At 34.7% G+C, this 23294-nt stretch carries 14 protein-coding genes; 1 reads left to right on the top strand and 13 read right to left on the bottom strand.

What is annotated here, in order from left to right; genetic code table 11:
* Positions 1-71: 71 nt before the first annotated feature.
* The 9 genes from QQS35_RS15780 to QQS35_RS15740 all read right to left on the bottom strand — a co-directional run bounded on the left by QQS35_RS15780 (position 72) and on the right by QQS35_RS15740 (position 14978).
* Positions 72-1445, bottom strand: a complete 1374-nt coding sequence (locus QQS35_RS15780) for a DUF4340 domain-containing protein (RefSeq protein WP_285933185.1) — start codon at positions 1443-1445, stop codon at positions 72-74.
* A 24-nt stretch (positions 1446-1469) separates the two neighbouring features.
* Positions 1470-2141 carry a DUF624 domain-containing protein gene (locus QQS35_RS15775; protein ID WP_285933184.1) on the bottom strand — a complete coding sequence of 224 codons (672 nt, stop codon included), beginning with the start codon at positions 2139-2141 and terminating at the stop codon, positions 1470-1472.
* A gap of 20 nt (positions 2142-2161) precedes the next feature.
* Positions 2162-3679 (bottom strand): response regulator, encoded by a 1518-nt coding sequence (locus QQS35_RS15770; RefSeq protein ID WP_285933183.1) that lies wholly within the window; start codon positions 3677-3679, stop codon positions 2162-2164.
* The gene (locus QQS35_RS15765) at positions 3672-5480 is read right to left on the bottom strand and encodes a histidine kinase (RefSeq protein ID WP_285933182.1); all 1809 of its coding nucleotides are present in this window, start codon (positions 5478-5480) and stop codon (positions 3672-3674) included. The genes QQS35_RS15770 and QQS35_RS15765 overlap by 8 nt, the downstream gene beginning before the upstream one ends.
* Positions 5481-6055: 575 nt before the next feature.
* A complete protein-coding gene (locus QQS35_RS15760) occupies positions 6056-8371 on the bottom strand; it encodes a glycosyl hydrolase family 95 catalytic domain-containing protein (RefSeq protein ID WP_285933181.1) in 2316 nt (771 codons plus the stop codon).
* A gap of 16 nt (positions 8372-8387) precedes the next feature.
* Positions 8388-11207 carry a glycoside hydrolase family 3 C-terminal domain-containing protein gene (locus tag QQS35_RS15755; protein ID WP_285933180.1) on the bottom strand — a complete coding sequence of 940 codons (2820 nt, stop codon included), beginning with the start codon at positions 11205-11207 and terminating at the stop codon, positions 8388-8390.
* 361 nt (positions 11208-11568) lie between these two features.
* Positions 11569-12189 carry an SGNH/GDSL hydrolase family protein gene (locus QQS35_RS15750; protein ID WP_285933179.1) on the bottom strand — a complete coding sequence of 207 codons (621 nt, stop codon included), beginning with the start codon at positions 12187-12189 and terminating at the stop codon, positions 11569-11571.
* 263 nt (positions 12190-12452) lie between these two features.
* Complete coding sequence (locus QQS35_RS15745) at positions 12453-12977, bottom strand: hypothetical protein (RefSeq protein ID WP_285933178.1); 525 nt, start codon at positions 12975-12977, stop codon at positions 12453-12455.
* 276 nt (positions 12978-13253) lie between these two features.
* Positions 13254-14978, bottom strand: coding sequence for an EAL domain-containing protein (locus QQS35_RS15740; protein WP_285933177.1), 1725 nt, complete (start codon positions 14976-14978; stop codon positions 13254-13256).
* Positions 14979-15338: 360 nt separating this feature from the next.
* Here QQS35_RS15740 and QQS35_RS15735 point away from each other — a divergent pair, with 360 nt between their 5' ends.
* Complete coding sequence (locus QQS35_RS15735) at positions 15339-16406, top strand: molybdopterin-dependent oxidoreductase (RefSeq protein WP_285933176.1); 1068 nt, start codon at positions 15339-15341, stop codon at positions 16404-16406.
* 28 nt (positions 16407-16434) lie between these two features.
* Here QQS35_RS15735 and QQS35_RS15730 read toward each other — a convergent pair whose 3' ends face one another.
* The 4 genes from QQS35_RS15730 to QQS35_RS15715 form a co-directional block, all read right to left on the bottom strand.
* On the bottom strand, positions 16435-19071 hold the full coding sequence (locus tag QQS35_RS15730) for a cation-translocating P-type ATPase (RefSeq protein ID WP_285933175.1): 2637 nt from the start codon (positions 19069-19071) through the stop codon (positions 16435-16437).
* A 1023-nt stretch (positions 19072-20094) separates the two neighbouring features.
* Positions 20095-21258, bottom strand: a complete 1164-nt coding sequence (trpB, locus tag QQS35_RS15725; protein ID WP_285933174.1) for a tryptophan synthase subunit beta — start codon at positions 21256-21258, stop codon at positions 20095-20097.
* 304 nt (positions 21259-21562) lie between these two features.
* Positions 21563-22417, bottom strand: coding sequence for a glycerophosphodiester phosphodiesterase (locus QQS35_RS15720; protein ID WP_285933173.1), 855 nt, complete (start codon positions 22415-22417; stop codon positions 21563-21565).
* Positions 22395-23153 carry a glycerophosphodiester phosphodiesterase gene (locus QQS35_RS15715; protein ID WP_285933172.1) on the bottom strand — a complete coding sequence of 253 codons (759 nt, stop codon included), beginning with the start codon at positions 23151-23153 and terminating at the stop codon, positions 22395-22397. Before QQS35_RS15715 ends, QQS35_RS15720 begins: the two co-directional genes overlap by 23 nt.
* Positions 23154-23294: the final 141 nt, after the last annotated feature.

The following is a 23294-nucleotide window of genomic DNA, read 5'->3' as shown; positions in this document are numbered from 1 at the left end:
AATCAAATAAAAAAGAATCCTTGCAACTAAACATTTTTAGTTACAAGAACTCTTTTTTTATCCTTATTTTATTAGGATGCCTTTTCTTCTAAAGCTGATACTGATTCAATCAATGTTAAAATAGATTCTTTAGCAATTAGAAAATCTACTGAATTATTTATAAACACCGCATAACTATCTTCATTATAAGGAACAAATTCTATCACTATTTCTTTTTCTTGTTCCTCTTGTGTTTTGATTGTATATTTTATCGTTGCTTCTGGTTCTTGATATGTCGCATCGCTTACTTCCTTATCTACGCTAAGACCGGCAATTTCTTTATATAAATCTCTAAAAGACTTATCTTTCACTATCGATCCATTTACTTTAAAAGTGGAAGTTGCTGCTTCTTTTCTATTTTCTTCATGCTCTATCTTGATTGTAATATGATGTGTTGAATCTTTAATCTCTATTTGCTTGAGAACATCTATTGCTAGTATTTTAACGAAGTTCTCCGCAATATCAAATGCTTGATAACTGTATGGTTCTAATGCTTTTTTCTCAATGGTAAATATAGTCTGTTCCCCTTCTACCATTGCATAATAAGCATTTCCACTGGATGGATCCCCTATTAAAATAGTCTCGCTTTCACTATCCGACTTCAAAAAAATCGTAAAGTCCTCATCTTTTAAACCATATTGACTAAGGTTTTCTTCATCCTTAGCAACTATTTCTTTAAATTGTAAATTCTCAACTCCATAAATCATATCCTTCATTTTATTATAATTTACACTGTAAATAGAATTATAAGGTTGATGCATGAACCAACCACTTAAGTTAGTTCTAACTTCAGCTTCATCGTACGGCGACTCAGGTTTTAGCTCAATCGTTTGAATTCCATTATTAATAACAAAGTGATTAACAGCTTCCGGTGTTATACTCGTTATTTTATTATCCATAATTTCATAGTTCGTCAATGGAATTTCTTGTATTAACGTAGCATCAACTTCAAAAACTCCTTCCTTACCTGATGAAGATACAAAATAATAAAGTCCATTCTCACTCATATTTCCAATAGAAACTGTTTGTGTTTCTTCTGATGAGTCAAGCAGTTCAATGGTAAAAGTTGAATCTTGCAAACCAGCATCTTTTTTACTTATATCTATTTTTTCTCCGCTTAAAGAAAAAATATTATTTACGGTCTCATTTATTTTTTCTTTGTTTGACTTTCTATCTAAATTTTGACCACTCCATTGCCCATTCATTGCTTTGTCTAAGGTTACTTCATTATCTTCGTTTAAAATATGAATCTCTTCAATCTCTTCATGAGCTACTACTAATGATTCTAGTTTTTCAGTAGGCTCTTTTTCTGTAGAACTGTCTAATCGGTTAGAAAAAAACAATAATGATCCCACTAAAAAAAACACACTTATTACAAGACCTACCGTATACGTACGACGTTTCATGAATAACCCTCCAATTAAATCATCTTATTTATTTTTCTCAGACATTTCATTTTCCATGTGTCTAAATGGAACTTGTAAATTAAACATTATAAAAAATCCGATGAGACTTACAAAAAATAATGACCCTATACTTGGAAAAAAATAAAAAGTGAATCCAAATGCAACGATACTCGAAACATTTAAAACAGTAGTTTTAAAAAATTTGAAATTAGAATAAATCGAAACAATAAGTAAATTTTTCAGTTTCACTTCAAACCGAGTAATTACTGGTAGCGCATACATCATTACAAATAAACTGGCAAGCAGAAATAAAAAAAATAACGGAGATATAAAATTAATTCTTGTAGTAGCATAGTAAATATCAATGATTAAAATAAATATAATTGTTAATTGTATAAACCAATACTTCATTGTTACCCAAAAATTACGCTTGTAGGCCTTCCAAAATTCTATCGATGGGGATACATCTTTTTCTCTGACTAACTTTCCCATCGCAGACAAAACTGCAGTTATGGAAGGACCCATTGGAATCATGGTTAAATAAAACAGTATAATATTTTGAAAAGTAAAGTCTGCTAAAAAGTAAACGATAAAAAAAAGTAGGTTACAAAGAAGGAAATATAAATTTGTAACAAAAAAAGCATACATATATTTTGTCATCATATAAATTGGCCTATCCATCATTGGTGTTGACATAAGCATCCCTCTCAAACTATTTAGCATCTGCTGTTTGTATCATTTCTGATACTTTTTTGATACTCTTTTGGACTGATTCCTTCATATCTTTTGAACTTCTTATAGAAGTAATCAATGTTACAATATCCTATCTTTTCAGATATTTCATAAACCTTTTCTTCCCCTTTTGTTAACGCCTCTTTCGCTTTGTTAATTCGAACAATGTCCAAATAGGTATGAAAATATTCGCCAGTTTGTTTCTTGAATTTTTTTCCAAGATACGAGCTATTATAATTGAACAAATCAGCTAACACCTTTAAGTTTAAATCTTCTTCATAATAGTACTGATTTACATAATCTTTAATTTTATCTATTGTATTTCTATTTGAAGTATGAACGTTTATACTTTGACTTAGATTGATTAACTCATCATAAATGTAGCCTATTAAACTTTGTAAACTTGACTGATTAAAAATTTGATCTACCAAATCTTCTTTTTTCGTACATGTTATTGATGGGTGATTTTGCTTTATAGTGCTAAAGATAGATATTGTGAAATCAATTAATTCAGCCTTAATTTTTTCTTGTGAGAAACATGTATGCTGATAATACTTTTCTATTTCTTCTAATTCATTATTTAAGTTATTTGATTCTTGAAATTCCATAAAACGGCATAATTTGTTTTGTATTTCAACAAAAGATACGTTTGAATTTTCAGCTTGTAACATATCAAAACTTATCAAGTGTTGTTTGCTATAACAAAAATGTACATCCATTAATTTTTTTGTTTGTTTGTATGATAATGAAACTTCTTTAGGTCCAATAACTTGGTTACCAAGTAATACATTACAGTGGGTACTTCCAAGTCGGGTTAATTCCGTTATCAACTCCGTAAGAAACACCTTTACTTCCGCTTGTTCTTCCTCTATAAATAGCAGATGGAAATGATTATCTTTTGTAACCATCTTTATATGATTAGGTTTTTGTTCAACTTTTTTTATAATCCAATTGGTTGCCCATTTCGTTTCTTCATATAATATTCGGGCAACTTGTATCGAACTTTGTTCAAAGTCAACTAGCATACTGGTTTCAATCTCATTACACTTGCCTTCTAACATTTTTTTAAAAGACTGTTCTTCATTTATTCTCTTGAAAAGCGACAACTGATTATAAATTTTCTCTTCTTTTTCGATTTCTTCAGAGACTTTATTAACTGCATGAATTAACTCATTCTCGTCAATTGGCTTCAATAAGTACGATGAGATTCCTAGTTTCATTGATTCTTTTGCATATGAAAAACTAGAATATCCTGATAGTATGATGAATTTAGTCATGTAACCTTCATTTTTAATTTGTTGGATGATATCTATCCCTGAAAATCCTGGCATACGAATATCGATTAGCACTAAGTCTGGTTGAAGTTGACGAATTTTATTCAAGCCATCTCTTCCGTCTGTTCCGATACCACAAACTTTATAACCAAAGTCTTCCCAAGTAATAACGCTTTTTAATCCTTCTCTAACAATAGGTTCATCATCAATAATTAATACTTTACGCATCGCTATCTTGTCCTTTCCACAACGGTAAATGAAGCGTGACAGATGTACCCTTATTGACTTCGCTTTTAATTCTCAGACCATAGGAATCACCATAATGCAACCTGATTCTTTGATGAACATTAAAAACGCCGATTCGGTTAGAAGTAGACTGTTGTTCTTCTGATTCACTTAAACGGAACTTCAATTTATCCAATTTAGGCTCTGTTATACCTACTCCGTTATCCTTAACTTGGATTACTAAACTAGTATTATCTTCAAAAATATCAATTTTAATTTGCCCTTCTCCTTCTTTATTCTCAATTCCATGGATGACTGAATTTTCAACAATTGGTTGGAGTAATAGTGGAAATACCATATAATTTTCGATATTACAATTTGTCTCAATATCATAATCTATCTTATCCCCAAATCGTAGTTTTTGAATCTTTAGGTACGTGCTTACTAAATCAATTTCTTTTTCTAACGGTATAGGTTTATCCGTTCTTTCTAAACTGGATCTCATAATTTTACTTAGTAGCTTCACACTGTTGGCAACTTCTACATCTTTATTTATAAATGCTTTCATTCTAATCATTTCAAGTGTATTGTAAAGAAAGTGAGGGTTGATTTGACTTGCTAACATTTTAAACTCGGATTCTTTCTGCTTACGTTTCCACCTTTCTTCTTTTATTTTATGAACATAGACTTCATTGATTAGTTTTTTTATACTTTCAGCGGTGATATAGAGTTCGCGGTACACTTCACCAATTTCATCTTTACCAGCTATTTGTTTACGTATATTAAAGTTTCCTTTAGAAACTTTATTCATTGCATGTTTTAATTCATGCAACCTTCTATCAAATGATCGAATAAAAAGAATGATTAATATAATAGATATAAGTATACTGCCGATGATAACGATAAATCCTTTTATAATAACAATATTAGGTTCGCGCATGACATCTTCTACTGGAATTATTGTAGAAATTTGCACGCTCGTATCTAGTGCTTTTTGTGGTTGAAAAGATCGAACGTTTATTTTCACTTGTTCATTTAAATAGCTTGTATCTAAAACAAAACTTTCACTATTGATTTCATTTGAAAGATGAGCTAAAAAGGATGGTTTTGTTCCAATTAAATCACGGTTTTTATTATGAACAATTGTTTCATTATTTAAAGATATATAAGCATCATAGACCTCATTAGATGATAGTTCTCGTAAACTGTCCGGTGATATATAAATACATAAAATACCTAGCAAGCTGTTATCACTTGCATAAACTGCCCTTGTTAAGGTCATATATTCTTTCTTTGTCCAAATATCTTCTTTATAAAGCCAAGTTACATATCCCTTTTTACTCAGCGCTTGCTGGTACCAATCTTCTTTTCTAATTTCTTGATCGGCATGAACAAAATATGAATTAGTAATCATCTTTTTCGTCATAAAAAATTGGATATTTTCGATTTCATTATAATATTTCAAATACTCATCAAAAATTGGGTATCGATTATACGCATTGTATATTTCTAGATTATTTTCATATTCTTCAAGAAGCAGTGATTCCAAATCTTTATTAATATAAATTAAATCAGAAATATTTGTAGCACGATCAATAATATTATTTAATTGCAGTTCTAACTTGTCGATATTTGCATTAGTTTCGCTTAATGTATTATTTAGAACGACTTCCCTCATTCCATAATTCAAATAAATTCCAACTAATAGAATTGGTACCAAGGTAACAATGATGTAAATACCTAATAGCTTGTATCTAACTTTCATGTCGTCAAATATAGAGAATACTTTATCAAATAAGTGCATTGAAAATCCCCACTATCTCATGATGTCTTCAGTAACTTTCATCTTAAATAATCACACTTACCACACTACAAAAATGCAGAAGAAGAACCTCTATTAGTATTTTTGCAGATTCAAGTAATCATGCTTTGAAGAAAATAAAACAAATTAACTGAACTGAATGAATATAAAATTCTCAGTAAAAGGTTTAAATGTATTGATTAAGCGCTATCATAAATCCGCTTAAAAATTCTTCATATAAGCCTTTATCCAAGACTTACAAAATAATTACATACTATTCATACCTATATGTTACAACATGTTGTCAATTAATATCATTGCTTTCGACATAACGAATAATTTATCAAAGAAATTGTATATAGTTGTCATAAAGAGAAACTTTAAGCAGTTGGGGATTTTCCTCTCCCTAACCTATTGTTAGTACTTAAAGGTATGACACATAAAAGGGCCTTGAACAAGCCAATCGAAGTGTTAGCATTCGTTTAATTCTACTAATGCACCTACGTTTCACTACATGTTTTAAAAAGGAAATCTTACGCACGGTTGCAACAGGATTCCTAGCAAAATCCCTCCTTCTTTTAAAAATGAATTTCCAACTGTGCTGTTTGATTTGCATATAGTTTTAGTTTCCATTTGTGTTCTTCCATTAAAGAAGGGGAACAACCTGTTGCACTAACAACATCCACATGTGAAAATAGTGGTACTTCTAACTCAACTTCCTGTTCTATTGATGAGATTACATCAATTTGAATCGTTCCTGCCGTAATATTCCATGCTAGTTTTTCCACTTTAATTTGTTTTGGTAATAAAACACCTGAAATAGCACCTTGTGAAACTTGATCTGGTAGCGCCCGTAGTAGCGTGATCTTTCCAGGAACTCCATCAACCAGCATTTCATTTATAACTTGAGGGATTGCTCCGTTTCCATCAACATTAAAAACTTGATGATTATTATAGTGGGACGTCATCATAGATGGAAAAATAGAGTCATTGATAACCATCATTTGCAATATCTCATAAACTAAGTTTTTTAAGTTAAACTGTGTTGCGCAAAGTGCTGCATGCATTCTGCCATGAGTGGATGAAGTATCTGCATCATCGCTACGCAACCATGCTTCTAAACGTTTATTCAAAGCTACTTCAGATGCATTCCATAATGCTGGTTCGCTTTCAGCTGTAAATTCACGGCTTTGGAAGATAGAGTATAAATGAGAGAAATGCCGATGATTATAATTTTCTTCCTTTCCATTTATCGCCCATTCTTGAATGGCACCCTCTTGATTAATCTTATAATTCGGCAGTTTTATAAGCATCTTTTCCCACTTTTTTGTCTCTGATGATTCTATATTCAACTCTTTGTAGCAGTTTATTAAATTTGTCAGTACTTCTTTTGCCACTGCAATATCTTGGGTCGCATTATCACCGCATCCATTTTCGGCTGAATAAGAGGGAGTAAATCGATATGTTCCATCTGTATCCTCTATTAAAAAGTCTTCATAGAAAAGAACACACTCTTTTAGGTAAGGAATTGTTTCATTGGCTAAAAATTGTTTATCACCTGTATATAAATAGTACTGATAATACCAATGTCCTAGCCAACCTGCACCACACGTCCATAAATGTAGTGGCCATTCATCATTCCAATGAAAATGTCTTCCAGAGTTACTCGCATGAGCCGGTACCATGATGCCTCTGCAACCATAATAATAGCTAGCATTGTCTTTAAAACCAGGCATAAGTTCCTTCATTAATCGAAACAAACCATGTAACCCCTCTGTTAGATTGCTAGATAACGCCGATGCAATCGATAATTGAACATTGGTGTCAAACGTAAAATCACCACTCCATGCTGGACTAAATGTTCCTGTCCAAATCCCCTGTAAATTTGGCGACAATTCACCTGCACTACACATATACATATAGCGACCAGCATCATACATTTTTTCTAATAGTGCTAATGGAATAACATTTGTTTGCTTTGCTTCTTCGATTAATTCTTCCGTACAACGCATTCGTTCTTTTTCAGTAGATAGGTTTAAATTCACTCGGGTGAACATTTCTTTGTGTAAAGCGATGTGCTTTTCTAATAATGTCTTATAAGATGAGCTTGAAACATCTTTCGCTATCTCGATTTCATTCCCCCTCACAGAAGAGAATGGGGTAATCTTCATAACCAATACAAGATGCTCTGCATTCTCAATGAACACTTTATTATCTCTAACGCTCACTTTACCTTGTGGTGCATGTATTTGAATTGCTACCTGATAACCACCGGGGCCCTTTTCATACGCGTTATGCAATTGGATTAAATCCGTTTCCATGCTTCGCTCATGAGTAATGAGGGTATGGTGGTAATCTTCTACATTTAAAATACAGGATACATCAGATTGGTTATTTTCAATACTATGGACGATTACGTCATCAGCACGTGATACAAAAGTTTTCCGTCTATGATAAATGTTATTCTCATCAACAAAACGCACAGCTATTTGACCAGTCTCAAAATCCACGCTTCGCATGTATTGCTCTGCTTTTTGTATAGGTGATTCAATGTACAAATGAAATCCAGGATGAAAAGGATCACTCATTTGCAATCCCTGATATCCTAAGTCTTTTGCTTTATCATAAAAAATTCGAATTGCTTTTTCATAACCTTCTGTTTGTATAAGTTGCCTAAACTCATCCAGATACGGCGCCATATTTACCAATTGGTTTCCTGTCCCTGTTGGTAGATACAGTCTGCTATGGTTACCAATAATTGTTTCTTTTTGAGGGTTTCCAAATACCATAACCCCTTGGTTCCCATTTCCACTTACCAGTGCTTCTTCCCACCTTTCAGCATGTGATTTATTCCAAGCCCCTTTTGCAGGGACAATATCTCTTGTTTTTAACATTTTTGATCACCAACATCTATAGTATTTGAATTGTACTTAATGAAATGGATCCATCGAATAATACGTACACATCCGTAACTTGCTCTTCTAGTTCAAAGTAAAAATTGAAATCCTTCCATTGCCACGGATATTCCGTATGAATATCCTTTTCAGAGATACTATCTGTTTCTAAATCATTAAAACGAATCGATATTTTACCTGGCATTCCGTCTGTCGTAGCCCTTAACCTAAAATAATTGCTGCCTTCTTCAAACTTAACATTCCTGAAACAAATCCACCCGCTTGTACGGCTAGTTACACAATTCAGTTCATTTTCGCCTTTGTTGATGTAGACATTCTGATAATCATTATAATTTTCGGCTTTTGTTAGATGGCTCAAAGAACGTGAATTCAATTTACTTCCATCTACATTAATTTCTTTCGATAAGCGGATATCTTCACTCGATGCCCCAATAGAAAGAAGACAACGTCCTTTCTCTAAACAATACTCTTCTTTGTCTACATCCCAAACAGCTAAATTATCAGTTTTAAAAGTTAAAATTATATTTTGTTTCTCCCTCGGTTTTAGCCTAACTTTAGCAAAATCAATCAACTGTTTCTTTGGCCTTTTTACGCTAGAATCCAGAACAGTGGCATATAGTTGAACGACTTCGCTCCCTTCCACATTGCCACCATTTTCAACGGTAACACTTACTGAAAGTTCCCCACCCGATTTTATAACTTCATCGTCAAGTTGTAATGATGAGTAATCAAACGTAGTATAGCTTAACCCGTGTCCGAAAGGATAAAGTACTTCTTTATCAAAGTACATGTACGTGCTGTTTCCGTTTATAATGTCATAATCAAAAATAGAAGGTAATTGTTGCACATCCTTATACCAAGTCATACTCAATCTACCCGATGGAGAAGAGTCCCCATAAAGAACCGAAGCAACTGCTTCTCCAAGCATTTGCGAACCATGTGATGAATACACTGCAGCAGGAATGTGCTGATTAACCCAGTTCATCGCAAATGGATAGCTTCCTATTACTACAACAATTGTATTTGGATTTGCTTCGTAAACTGCCTCGATTAGTTCTTGCTGGTGTTCCGGAAGAGTAATATCTGGACGATCTTCTGTTTCCCGACCGTTTAACATTGGATTATTCCCAACAAACACGATCGCTACATCACTTGTTTTTGCTATTTGTACCGCTTCTTCTATTCCAGAAGATATCACCCGTTTTTCAAATACCTCGGGAATCTCAGAAGCAACGAGCAGTTTCTCTCCAGAGACAGATAGTGGTTCCCCTTTCCATGTAGATAAATGGTAGTTTTCCAAATTATCGTTTAATGGCTGAAAAGCAATCTTTTCACGAACAAACCAACCAAACACTTCTTCATTGTTGACATCAAATGTTGGGCAATTATCTTGTTGACAAACATACTTATTGTTCGCCTTACTTCTAAGTAAGTTTCCATTCCATCCCCATTCTTCTAATTCAAATGTTTCTTCATTACCAATCGTCTTGCTATTAGCAATTATTTTATTCCCTTTATCTGAGATGGTTAGATAACTTTTATCCTTAACACGTTTAATCGCAATACTATCATTACCATTTACGAAAGAAACTTCAGCATTTTTTAATTTCTTCTTTAATCCTTCTAACGGGGTAATTTGGTATGGTGAATATCCCGTATACCAATCTTTGTAAATAACATCTGCAGTAGGTCCAATTACAGCAACTTTTTTCGTTTTTCCTTCTTTTAAAGGTAACATTTGGTTATCATTTTTTAATAAAACAATCGATTCTTTTGTTGCTTCAAGTGCAACCGCTGCATGCTCATCAGAACACATCTTCCCTGTATCAACATTATAATAGGGGTCTTGTGAATGATCATCATCAAAGTGTCCTAATCGAAAGCGCACCTTCAGCGTGTTGCGTATCGCCTTCGTTAGGTCATTTTCTGTTATTAATTTCTTTTCTAGTGCCTCATTAGCAGATGTTTCAACTAATTCTTTCACGTCGACAAAACAATCAATTCCTTTTTTTAATGCATCCGCTAAGGCTTCGGCATGTGTATTATAATAATGATACTCTTGTACATTGAGGCTTAAAGCACCACCATCACTAACAATAAAACCTTCCATACCCCATTCATTACGAACAACTTCTTTTATCTCATTTATCTGCATACACGGAATTCCGTTCACACCATTATAAGCTGTCATCATCGATAGAGCATTACCTTCTTTAAAAGCTGGTTCAAACGCTTTTAAATAATATTCTCGTCTATTTCTTGGATCAATGCTGTTTGATATGTAGCCCCTGCCGTATTCATTGTTATTCCCGTAAAAGTGTTTAGGAGCAGCAACCATTTTAATATAGAAGTCATCTTCACCTTGCATACCTTTTATTAGTTCTGTTGACAGTTTTCCAGTTAAGCATGGATCTTCCCCATAAGCCTCTTCCGTTCGCCCCCACCTAGGGTCACGCTCCATATCTATGGTTGGTGCCCATAATGTCAAACCAGTCTTTTTATCATTTAACTGATAAAAAACCCTTGCTTCATCCCCTATTACACTACCTACTTCCTTCATTAAATTTCTGTTCCATGTGCTAGATAAGCCAATTGGTTGAGGGAAGACTGTTGTTTTCCCTCCAGATCGATCAACAACACCGTGTGCAGCTTCTCCTCCAACATGATATTTATCAATTTTCAATCTAGGAATAGCACTTTGAGAGGTGGATAGTAAACTTATTTTCTCTTTTAATGTAAGTGATCCTACTAAATCAGCTAACCTTTCTTCTAAAGAATACATATTATTTCTAAATAAAAGATTATCCTTATTCATCCCAATCCCCCCTAACTTATAGTGTTTATATGTAGAGCTAGCATATGTAGAACTAGCAATTGTTAAGAACTACACCCTTTAGTAACCGCTTTCAATTTTAATTAAGAGTGATTTTAGCTACTCCATAAAGTTTATTGAAACTACTCATAGTCTTCAGTTATATAAATATAAAACCATTTAAACTTAATTTAACATACGAATTGGAGAATAAACACATCATTAATTAGATGTAAAATCAGTATAAAATTAGTGGTCTCTTTTATCTGTGTAGGATCTATTACGCTAAAATGAAATAATTAATCGCAAAAAAAGAACCAATTATTTTACTATTGGCCCTTTTTATGTAGTCCCATTAATCTTGTTATTCCATCGCTTCAATCCATGTGTTCTTCATGAGCATGTTTCCAATTGAATTCATATGGACGCCGTCTGTCGTTAAGTTATAACTAGAATTGCTTTGCAAATATTGCACGAAAGCATCATGCGTTGGAATAAGGAACGCATCAAATTCTATAGCTAATTGTTTAACTCCTTTTACGTAAGGAATGAGCAGTTGATTTCCCTTGGAGTCTATATCTTCCTCTATGATTGTAGGTTCCATCAATATAATTTTAGAATCTGTTGATTCATTCAAGTTTGTCAACAATTTTGAGTAAATTGCAATAAATTGCTCAGGATAAATTTGGTCTATGTTCGGACTATCCAGTTGTCTCCACACATCATTTATACCGATGGAAATGGACACCCAATCTGGGTTTAAAGATATAACATCTTGTTCCCACCTATGTAGAAGATCAATTACCCGGTTTCCGCCAATTCCCTTATTAACAAAATTTAGGTTCATATGAGGGTATTTCGCTAAATAGTAATCACGAATTAATCGAAAATAGCCATCGCCTAACTGTTCTGGGTCACTCATTCTCCCTGCGTCTGTAATACTATCCCCTATCAAAACTATCTTTTCATTTTCTTTAAACTTCATATTTACTTCCTCCTAACATTTTAGAATTATCGTCTACTAACTTTATTTTAACTTAGATATCTTTACATGTAATTATAAGACAATTAATACGAAAAGCTACTAGAAATAATCTCGGGGCAATGTAGTAGGAAGTGGACATGTTAATAATCAGATATCCATAGAATACTAAATCTATAATATGCGATGCCACAAAAAAAGAGAAGTGCACGTGACACTTCCCTGAACTCATTTAAAAATTAACTTATTTAAACCTGACCTGGTCACTATTCATTACTAGTTTTTTTAACATAAGTTATTGTACTAGTAACTGTGGAATCTTCATTTGAAATAACATTAATAATTAAACTTTCCTCATCTCTATGCATTGAAATGGAATTATAAGCATCCGTAGTCATTTCAGAACTACTTTCAAAACCTGCTTCGCTCATGAAGCTCTTATACATCTCCCATACGTTATCGGCTGACATACTTTCCGTTAGGTACGAAACTGTTATACCTTCTTGACCATCATCATTAACTTTCACGGTACTAACTATTTGATACTCAGTAGGAAATGGTACTTCAGACGGGAACTCTTCTGGTAATTCTTTAGAGGAGCTTAGTGAAATACTCTCCCCATCTTTATTCTCCGTTTCAAGTGTAAAACCTTCTTCTTCATCTCCACCAATTGATACACTTTCACCTTCTTCACCAATCGGCAATGATATAGACTTTTCTCCAAAACAACCACTTAGCAAAAATGCAACAATGGAAAAGCCAATAAGCTTTATTAGTGTCTTTTTAATCATTTACCAGTCCTCCATAAAATTTCTATATAGCACAATAGGCCATCTTTTATCATTTTATTGTATGGACTAGCATTACGAACACTATACTTAGGGATACATTTAGGAAAAATCATATCCGAATCTCTTGTAAGTTTTGTTGATTTTAAAATTCGTATTAAATCGAAAATACGACTTAGTCTTAGTTACTCGGTTTCCTCATTTTAATGATGGATGTTAGTAACCAATGACAATTTTTCAAAAACAACTAAAGATAAATATAGTCATTCTATCTCTTGCTTATTCTTTCTTACCTAGTGTAGCAAAGGATAGTTTTTCTTCCACCACTTTTGCACCTAGTGGACGACTAAAGTAAAAACCTTGTATATGATCACAATCACTTTCACTTAAGAAATAAACTTGTTCTTCGATTTCAACACCCTCAACTAATACCGTTAAACCTAATGATTTTCCAAGTTGGATAACAGATAGTAGTAGTGCATTATCCCGTTCCGAATGAGGCGTTTCTTTAATAAAAGCACGATCAATTTTCAATGTATCTATCGGTAATTCTTTTAAGTAATTAATCGATGAATACCCGGTTCCGAAATCATCAATGGATACGGAAATACCTTCTCTTTTCAGTTCGTTTAATTTTTCAATGATAAGTTCTGGTTCAATTAACAAAGTCTCCGTAATTTCTAATTCCAAATACCTCGCTTGTAAACCCGTTTTCTTTAGAACGTTTTTAACTGTCTGCGTAAAGTGTGGATGCCTGAACTGGATAGCGGATACATTCACAGAAACTGGAATAGGCGCTAAACCTTTATCTTGCCATTCTTTATTTGTTTTACACGCTTCGAGCATTACCCATTCACCGAGTTCATTAATAAAACCAGTTTCTTCTGCTACAGGTATAAAATCTCCAGGGCTGATTACTCCTTTTTCAGTATCTTTCCATCGAATAAGAGCTTCCACTCCAACAATTTCATATGTATTTGTTGCTACTTTGGGCTGGTATTCTAAAAAGAACTCATTTTTCTCAAGCCCTTTAACTAACCTTTTTTCAATACTCATTCTTGTTTCCAGCTTTTCTGCTAATGCATCATTAAAAAATCGATGTCGCAATAATGAATCTTTCTTAGCTTCTCTCATTGCGAGTGCAGCAAAGGCAAGTAAGGTTTCTACTTGCTTACCATTTTCGGGGTACTGACTAATTCCAATGCTAAAATCAATGGTTAACTCTTCTCCCTCAAGCAGATATGGTTTTTCTAGTTTAGATTCAACAGCTAGCAGTGCATCTTTAATAGCGAAAGAATGTATTTGGTTATGTAAGATGATAAAATCATCAGCAAAACTGCGTGTAATTGGCGCATGTGGGAATACTTCGCTTAATCTATTAGCAACTTCTACTAGAACATAATCACTAACTTGTTCTCCGTAACTATTGTTTATGTTTCTAAATCGATTCAGGTTAACTCTAATAATTGCCATCTCATTGGTATAATCATTTATATAAAGTTGTATTTTATCTTTGAAATAATCCAATTTAATTAATCCAGTTAATTGATCAAAATCCGATAGCTGCCTTATTTTCTGTTTAGCACCTTGTTCATCTTCTATCTGTTTCGTTACATCAAATTGAAATCCGATATAATAAAGGACCTTATTATTTGCACCAACAATAGGACTAATAACAAATTGATTCCAAAAATAACTACCGTCTTTCCGATAATTTTTCAAAGTAACTGCTTCAGATTTTGCCTCATTAATGGCAGAGCGGATTTTACCAACTTGTGTTTGGTCGGTACCTTCTCCTTGTAGAAAACGACAATTTTTCATTAAAACTTCTTCTTTTTCATATCCTGTCATCTTAGTAAAACCTTCATTTACATGAACTAAAGGTAAATCTTCTAAATTGGCATCTACAATAGATAAACCAACACCCATTGTATCTATGGTATTTAGGAAGTCTGACAACGTGATGGCTGTTTCAAAATTCGAAAAAAAATTCTCTTGATCCACTTCCTTCAACTCCTATCACATCTAGGTATTTACGACTAATACTATTCATTCTATTGTATATTTGCTTTGTTTAATTGTCTATATCTAGATAATTACTTTCACATTAAAAAAATTCTCAAAGCTGTTATGATGGAAGAGAACAAAATAATAAAAGGGGTGAACAACATGCAATGAGAGATATTTTTTAAGCGCAAGTTAAAATTCGCTAAAAAGCTTACTAGAATTCACCATATAAACGCTTTGTTATTTTACATACTAAGCGCTACTGGTTTACTTTTAATCTCTGCATATTTTCGGTCTTCCTTTCCAAGTACGCGTGTTATCGTAAAAGATATTCACATTTGGATTGGTATTCTAAGCATGCTACCCATCTTTTTTTATATACCTAAGATGCAAAAACACCTGATCACACTACGAAAAAGAAAACCAAACCGTATTAATTTATTCGGCATTTTAGTGATTCTTTTAGCATTGATTTTTTCTGGTCTGATTCTTACTTTTCAACGACAATTCCCCCCAATTATTAACACGTATGCGCTATTTATTCATGATTTAGCAACTTGGATTGGATTACCTTATGTCATTTATCATAGTATTACGCGAAGCCAATTTTTTATAAGACTAACAACAAAAACAAAACAAAACCATAGAGATAAACTCGAACCAACTGTCATCGATGCTTACAATCCATTGTTACGCAGACGTACTTTCCTGAAAAGATTAACTGGTTTGATCATTGCAATTGTAACGGTTCCGCTTTTCGGTAAGTGGATAAATAAATATTTATTTGGTGAAAATCAACCTGAAATGGCTAGCGGAAATACCATGAGCCCTGTTCCAACTCCTCAGACCACACTCTCTTCAGGTGGTAAACAAGGTGACTTTCGTTACTACACTGTTACCGAGATGCCGACATTTACGAATCAAAACTGGTCTTTTACGGTGGACGGTTTAGTCAATCAGCGTTTATCCTTCAAATGGGAGGACTTCATTAAACTAAAGCGGACAGCACAAATAAGTAATTTCCATTGTGTAACTGGTTGGAGTGTATACGAAATTTTGTGGGAAGGCATACGTTTAAAAGACCTTTTGGAGATGGCTGGTGTGAATAATAGAGCCAACTATGTGAAACTACATTCAGGTGATGGGGTCTATACCGATTCTTTAACACTATCAGAAGCCATGATGGATGACATGATGGTTGCTATCTTGATTGATGGAGAATTAATCACTCAACAAAACGGTGGACCAGTACGCTTAATTACACCTAAATTATATGCATATAAGTCGGTAAAATGGCTAACACGAGTGGAATTAATTGAAGATGAACATATTGGTTACTGGGAAGAAAGAGGATACCCACAAAACGCATGGGTCAAGGGAGACTCAGGTGTAGCTTTACCAGATATAACAAAAAGGCTGTCTTGAAGTTAGAGACAGCCTTTTCATGCTAAAGTTATACACGATTTCGTATCAATTTTACTATTTCCATTAGAATTACCGCTCCTAGAGCAAGTCCTGTTGCAACTAACCATTCGTTAAAGCCAAACGTAGTTGGAATCTCAAACACATCACGTGCAAATGGTAAGATGGTGATGCTATATAGTAGGAAGCCAATAACAACAGCGCCTATCACATATTTGTTGCTAAAAAATCCTGCTCCAATAGCCGTTTGCGTATTGGAACGTGCTGCAAATGTTTGTAGTGTTCGTGATAGGATTAGAGTAGTAAACGCCATCGCGACACCCATATCAGGTGAATGTTGCAAGCCAATGTAATGGGATATAATTACAGCAACACCAATCAATACACCACGCGTGATAACAGCTTGCAAGGTTCTACCAGAGAATATCCCCTCATCAATATTACGTGGTTTTCGCTCCATTACATCTGGTTCTTCTTTTTCCATACCTAAAGCGATAGCTGGAAGTGAGTCGTTTACAAGGTTGATAAACAGTAACTGCAATGCAGTAAAAGGCGTTGTCCAACCAAGAAATACCGCAAACAGAATGGCTATGATTGCACCTAAGTTTCCGGCAAACAAATAGCTAATCGCTTTTTTAATGTTATCAAATACCGTTCGTCCAACACCAACAGCTTTAACAATCGACACAAAATTATCATCTGTTAAGATCATTGCTGATGAATCTTTCGCTACGTCTGTTCCGCTTCCCATCGCAATCCCGATATCTGCTTGTTTTAGGGCGGGAGCGTCGTTAACACCATCACCGGTCATTGCAGTGATCCGGTCTTTTTTCTGCCACGCACGAACAATTCTTATTTTATTTTCTGGGGAAACGCGAGCATAAACAGAAATTTGTTCGAGCTTTTCATCCAATTCCTGATCAGACATCGCATCAAGCTCCCGTCCCGTAACAGCAATATCATTTTCATCCATCAGGCCGATTTCACGACCAATTGCTTGTGCTGTCGTTTTATGATCACCTGTAATCATGACCGTACGAATACCTGCTTTTTTCGATTGCTTAATCGAATCATAAACAGCTTCACGTGGTGGATCCATCATCGCTGTAAGTCCGACTAATACTAAATCATTTTCGTCCTCATGGTTTATGTTTGTCTTATCTTCCGGCAAACGTTTAAAACCGTAGGCCAATACTCTTAATGCCTGACGAGAATAATCTTCATTTGCTTTTTTAAGGCGGTCTAGGTCTTCTTCTGTCAAAGCCTTTTCTTCCCCGTCGACTAGTATGTAACTAGCACGATCAAACATGACGTCTGGACCACCCTTAGTGAGTAACAGCTTCTGATTGTCCATCTTATGAACCGTTGACATTAGTTTTCTATCTGAATCAAAAGGCAATTCTTCTTTACGCTCAAACTTTTCACGAATTTCATCATAATCTTTATTATTGGTGTTAGCAAAATTAATTAAAGCAACTTCAGTAGGATCCCCTACTTCCTTGCCTTCGTTGTTAATATAAGAGTCATTACATAGAACAGCAATATTGACTAACAACTCTTCTGTCTCGCTCCAGTTATCAGGGTCTTCTGGTAACTTCTCTTTCGACTCATTACCAATATAATAGTTAGTGACCGTCATTTTGTTTTGTGTTAACGTTCCTGTTTTATCTGTACAAATAACACTCGTAGAGCCCAATGTTTCCACAGCCGGCAATTTCCGAATAATTGCATGCTGTTTAGCCATTTTATTTGTACCAACGGACATAACAATCGTTACAATCGATTGAAGCGCTTCTGGTATTGCTGCTACAGCTACAGCTACAGCAAACATTAACGCATTTAATACTGCGGTTGTCGTATCAACTTCCGTCTCACCAAACCAAATACCGCCTACTTCGACTGCAAAGATAATAGCACACAAAATTAGAATACCAATTCCAAGTTTTTTGCTAAACACATCTAATTTGCGCTGTAGAGGTGTCTGTTTTTCTTCAGCTGTTGATAACATATCAGCTATTTTACCAACTTCAGTCTTTTCACCGGTTCCAGTAACTACAAATGAACCTCGTCCATAAACAACAAGCGAGCTACTATAAACCATGTTCCGGCGATCGCCAAGTACTGCTTCGTCTTCAACCATTTCTATGGTTTTTTCAACCGCTTCTGATTCACCTGTTAGCATCCCTTCGTTAATTTTGAGTGAACCACTTTCCAATATACGGCCATCCGCTGGAACAAAATCGCCCGATTCTAAGGAAACAATGTCGCCCACAACAAGTTCTCTTGCAGGAATGGTTTGCTTAGTCCCATCCCGAAGAACTTTAGCTTCTGGCGCTGACATATCCCTGAGTGCATCGAGCGAACTCTCCGCTTTCCTAGTCTGCACAACACTAATCACCGAGTTCAGAATTATTACAATAAAAATAATAACTGACTCAACCATCTCTCCTAGTAGAATTTGCACACCAGCGGCAATTAACAAAACAATTACCATTGAATCTTTTAATGTTTCTAAAAAAAGTTTCCACGTAGGGACTTTTTCTTTATCCTTAATCTCGTTATACCCATCTTTTTCAAGACGACTTTTCACTTCTTCTGGAGACAAGCCATTCTCTGAAGAGTTAACCTGTTGCAATACATCTTTAGAACTATTACGGTAAAAGTCCATTTGAACGCTCCTTCCTATGTATTAATGTTTGTTTCTAATTCAATTTTTAATCATATAAAATTCCATAATGATTAAAAAGTATCAAACATAAACGATAAGGACAACTACTTATAACTCTTTTCGCATTAACAAAATTTACCCTACTTCAGAAAAAAGAAACCTTTCTTACATTAAAATTTTATTGAGATTCACTTAAACAAAGAAATAAAGACCTTCCTACAGTTCAGGAAACAGTCTCATCGAATGATTTTCATCTAGTTATTACGTCTGTATTTGTGTTCTTTTAGACAAAACTAATATAAATTCTGCAGTAAGAATGCTTAACTTTTGTTGAATTCTTTTCCGTTGCAAAAATAATTGAGTATTTATACTCCGTTCCGGCAGAATACTCCGCTTTCCACGGGCACGGCTTCAGCTAACTCAGAAAAAAACCGCTTCTGAGTGGATCTTCAGCTCGTGGGACTGCGATTACTCGCCCCACCCGAAAACATTCGCTGTTCCCGTAGGACAAGGAAAGCTACTTGAATCCACATCGCACGATGAAAATCGATTTGTATTTTCGAGGAGTCCACGCATTCTACAGTTGTCCTAATCTAAAGATAGATAGTTATTAGTAGTTATTGGACTATTTTTACTCGAAAGAAAAGTTTGCCAAGCGGAGGGAAACTGCGATACTCCTCGCAAATAAAGACCCATTTTCTTTTTTTGGGGTAAATTCATGGATGTCATATCAATGTCCTATAGGAAAGGAACAGTCTGAAGCCCCCACAGTGTAAGGAAAGCTTCAGTGAAATCACAGCGCACGCAGAAAAAGTGGCGTTTTTTCAAGGAAGCGTTCTTTGGGCCTGCGGTTACTCGGCCCACCCGAAAACATTTGCTCGCGAGGAGACTGAAGCGTTCCCCATGGAAAGGGAGTATTTTTCCGTAGGGCTGGATTAACCACTCATCTTAAATAGAATGAAAGAAAGTTGCCATAAAGTTATTTTGGACTTTATATTGACTCCGAAGTTAAGACAATAACAACTATTTTTTTAACATTTTATAAACTTGACCGACATCTTTATCTCCTCTACCAGAAAGATTAACGATTATCACATCATCTTCATATAGGGACTTAGCTAATTTTATTGCATAAGCAATTGCATGCGCGCTTTCTAATGCAGGAATTATTCCTTCCACCTTTGATAGTTCTTGAAATGCCTCAAGCGACTCTTGACCTGATACCGTTACATATTCGGCTCGTTCGGTAGTACTTAAGTAACTATGTTCTGGTCCGACACCAGGATAATCCAAACCTGCTGCGATTGAATGTGTTGGTTTAGGGTCTCCAAACTCATCGATTAATGTTAAACACTTAAAACCATGGATAACTGCAGGAACTCCTTCGGAAACTGTTGCAGCCTCTGCTGGCTCAACTCCGATCAAGCGAACACCCGCTTCCTCTATATAATGAGCAAAAGCACCGATCGCATTGCTCCCCCCACCTACACAAGCCACAACTGCTGTAGGAAGCTTTCCTTCTTTTTCCATGATTTGACGCTTTGACTCTTCACTAATTACAGATTGAAAATGTTTCACCATTGTTGGGTAAGGATGTGGACCTACCGCAGATCCTAATAAATAAAAAGTATTTTTATAATTTTGCACTAAATCTCCTAATGCCTCATCAACAGCATCTTTTAATCTTCCTTGACCCTTGTCTACTGCAACAACTTTTGCACCTAATAACTCCATCCGAAATACGTTTAAAGCTTGTCTTTCGGTATCGACTTTACCCATGTAAATTGTACAGTCCATTCCAAACATAGCACATGCTGTTGCTGTTGCCACACCATGCTGACCAGCTCCCGTTTCAGCAATAACTCGATGGACGCCCATTCGTTTTGCTAAAAGAATTTGCCCAATCACATTGTTTATTTTATGTGCACCAGTGTGATTTAAATCCTCTCGTTTTAAGTAGATTTTTGCCCCGCCCACTTTTTTAGTTAGGTTATGTGCAAACGTTAATGGATTTTCCCGTCCAACATATTCCTTTAAGTAATAGTTGAATTCTTCTTGAAACTCTTCATCATCACGGTATTTTTCAAACGCTTCAGCAAGAACCGACATGACTTTTTGTAAGTCTTCAGGAATATAACTACCACCGAATTCACCATAAAACCCTGTCTTTGTCACACTATTGGCCATTGAAATCTTCCTCTCCTGTGTAAATAACATTACTTGTCCACTATTTTACCACTATACAACACTTTTTCATCTCAATAATTCGAAATTTCTGATTAGTTATGAAATATATTTTATTTTATGATTAACCCAAGAACACTACGAACCGTTACGATGAACCGCAGGGACTGCGGGGGTAGCCTAATCCATTAGAAGCCAAAAGGTTTTTACACTTAGTAATCTCGTGACTTCAGTCATGAGAGGTTCAAAAAGGAAATCTAAAGTTCGAGGCGCCTTGATCCACCCTTTATAGAAAAGATTCTCTTCATCATTGCTTAAACAATTCTTTTGTATAGGTAATATCATTAGTGAAATACCCATCTACAAGAAGTGCCTTCACTCTTTTCTGCTCACTTTTTTCTGTATCTCGGTTATTAAAATATACATGAACTTCTTTTCCTTGTTTATGTAATTCGTTCACTACTTTTCTGGTTACATCCGTTGTTTCAATTCCTATGTATGGAAACTCAACTTGTTTAGCGCGGCTTAAATCAAATTGACCTTTTTTAAATAACAGAGTTAGCGGTACTTCTGGCGCCAACTCTGTTATTTTGTTTAAGCTTTCTTCAGAAAAAGATTGAATAGTTACTAATCCTTTTTCAATTAAACCATATTCGTTTAATAGTTGAACTAACTGCTCTTCCATCACTAGTCGACCGTCCACTAACCTTGTTTCAATATAATAATGCTCGGTATCAACGAATTTTTCCAATATATCTTCTAAAGTTGGAATCTCTTCTTTATGTGTGTTGTTTCCAAAGACGGCAACAGTTGAAAACTTCTGTATTTCTTCTAAAGTAAAATCGATAACTTTTCCTGCCCCATCAGTTGTTCTATCAACGCTCTGATCATGAATCGCCACAAGGGAGTTATCTTTGGTCAGACGTAAGTCTATTTCAAGAGAATCCACTCCATCTTTAGCTGCGATTTCATAGGCAGTTAAGGTACTTTCATTAAACCGGTCATTAGCACCACGATGCGCAATAATTTTTGGTTGATCTACCATAGAAGGTACTGGCTGGTTCTCAACTTGAGCTCCAACTAAAATAATAATTGTACATAGATAACTTAAAACTAAAAAGAAAAACACCATTTTTTTATCAAAGCACCGTTTTCCTCTCATTTCTTAATGACAACGCCCTTTCCGGATAATCAGTAATAATCGAGTTTACACTCATTTCTAATAGTTGCTGTATCTCTTCTCGACTATTTGCTGTCCAAACACGTATATGTGAAGATAAATGTGTCCAATGACTTCGATCTGACAGAACAATATCTTTGTTGATATGCAATGACTCAAAATTAAGCCCATCCATATATTCTTTAAGATGTGTATCCGGTTGATTTAATAACCAAGCAATGTTGGCGGATGCATCTAGTTGTTTTAATTTTATTAAACTAGGCAAATGAAACGAGGAATAAATAACCTTTCGACTATTACCAAATTGATTAACGATAGCAAGCACTTTTTCTTCAATTTCTTCATAGTTCACTAAATATGTTTTTAGTTCAATATTTAAATCGATATTATAAGGAGCTAACAATTGAAATACTTCTTGTAATGTTGGGACAGTTTCTTGTTGCCAATGTGGTTCATAAAGTTCAAGCTCAGTAAATTTAGAACCTGCACTTAACTTCTTTATTTCTTTCAAATCATACTCCTTTATAAGCCCACTACCATTTGTAGTTCGATCTAAGAACTCATCATGAATAACAACCACTTCACCATCTTTTGTTAGATGCACATCTATTTCTAGTCCATCAACACCTTGCTTAATTGCCTGTTCAAAACTAAGTAGTGTATTTTCCGGAAAGCTACCTTTACTTCCCCTGTGACCATATATTTTTGTTTTTCTCAAAATAACCACCATCCCTTATAAACTTATGAAACTTCGTAATTGATAGAAAGTGCGCAATAAGTATTCTTTACATTTGTAAAATTCTTTCTGTTGCAATGGGGATTGAGTTGTAATACTTCGTTCGGGCAGAATACTCCGCTT

It is taken from the genome of Aquibacillus rhizosphaerae, from assembly GCF_030282825.1.
Classification (GTDB): Bacteria; Bacillota; Bacilli; order Bacillales; family Amphibacillaceae; genus Aquibacillus_C; species Aquibacillus_C rhizosphaerae.
The sequence above is the reverse complement of the archived record's forward strand: the minus strand, read 5'-3'. Positions and strand labels throughout refer to the sequence as shown.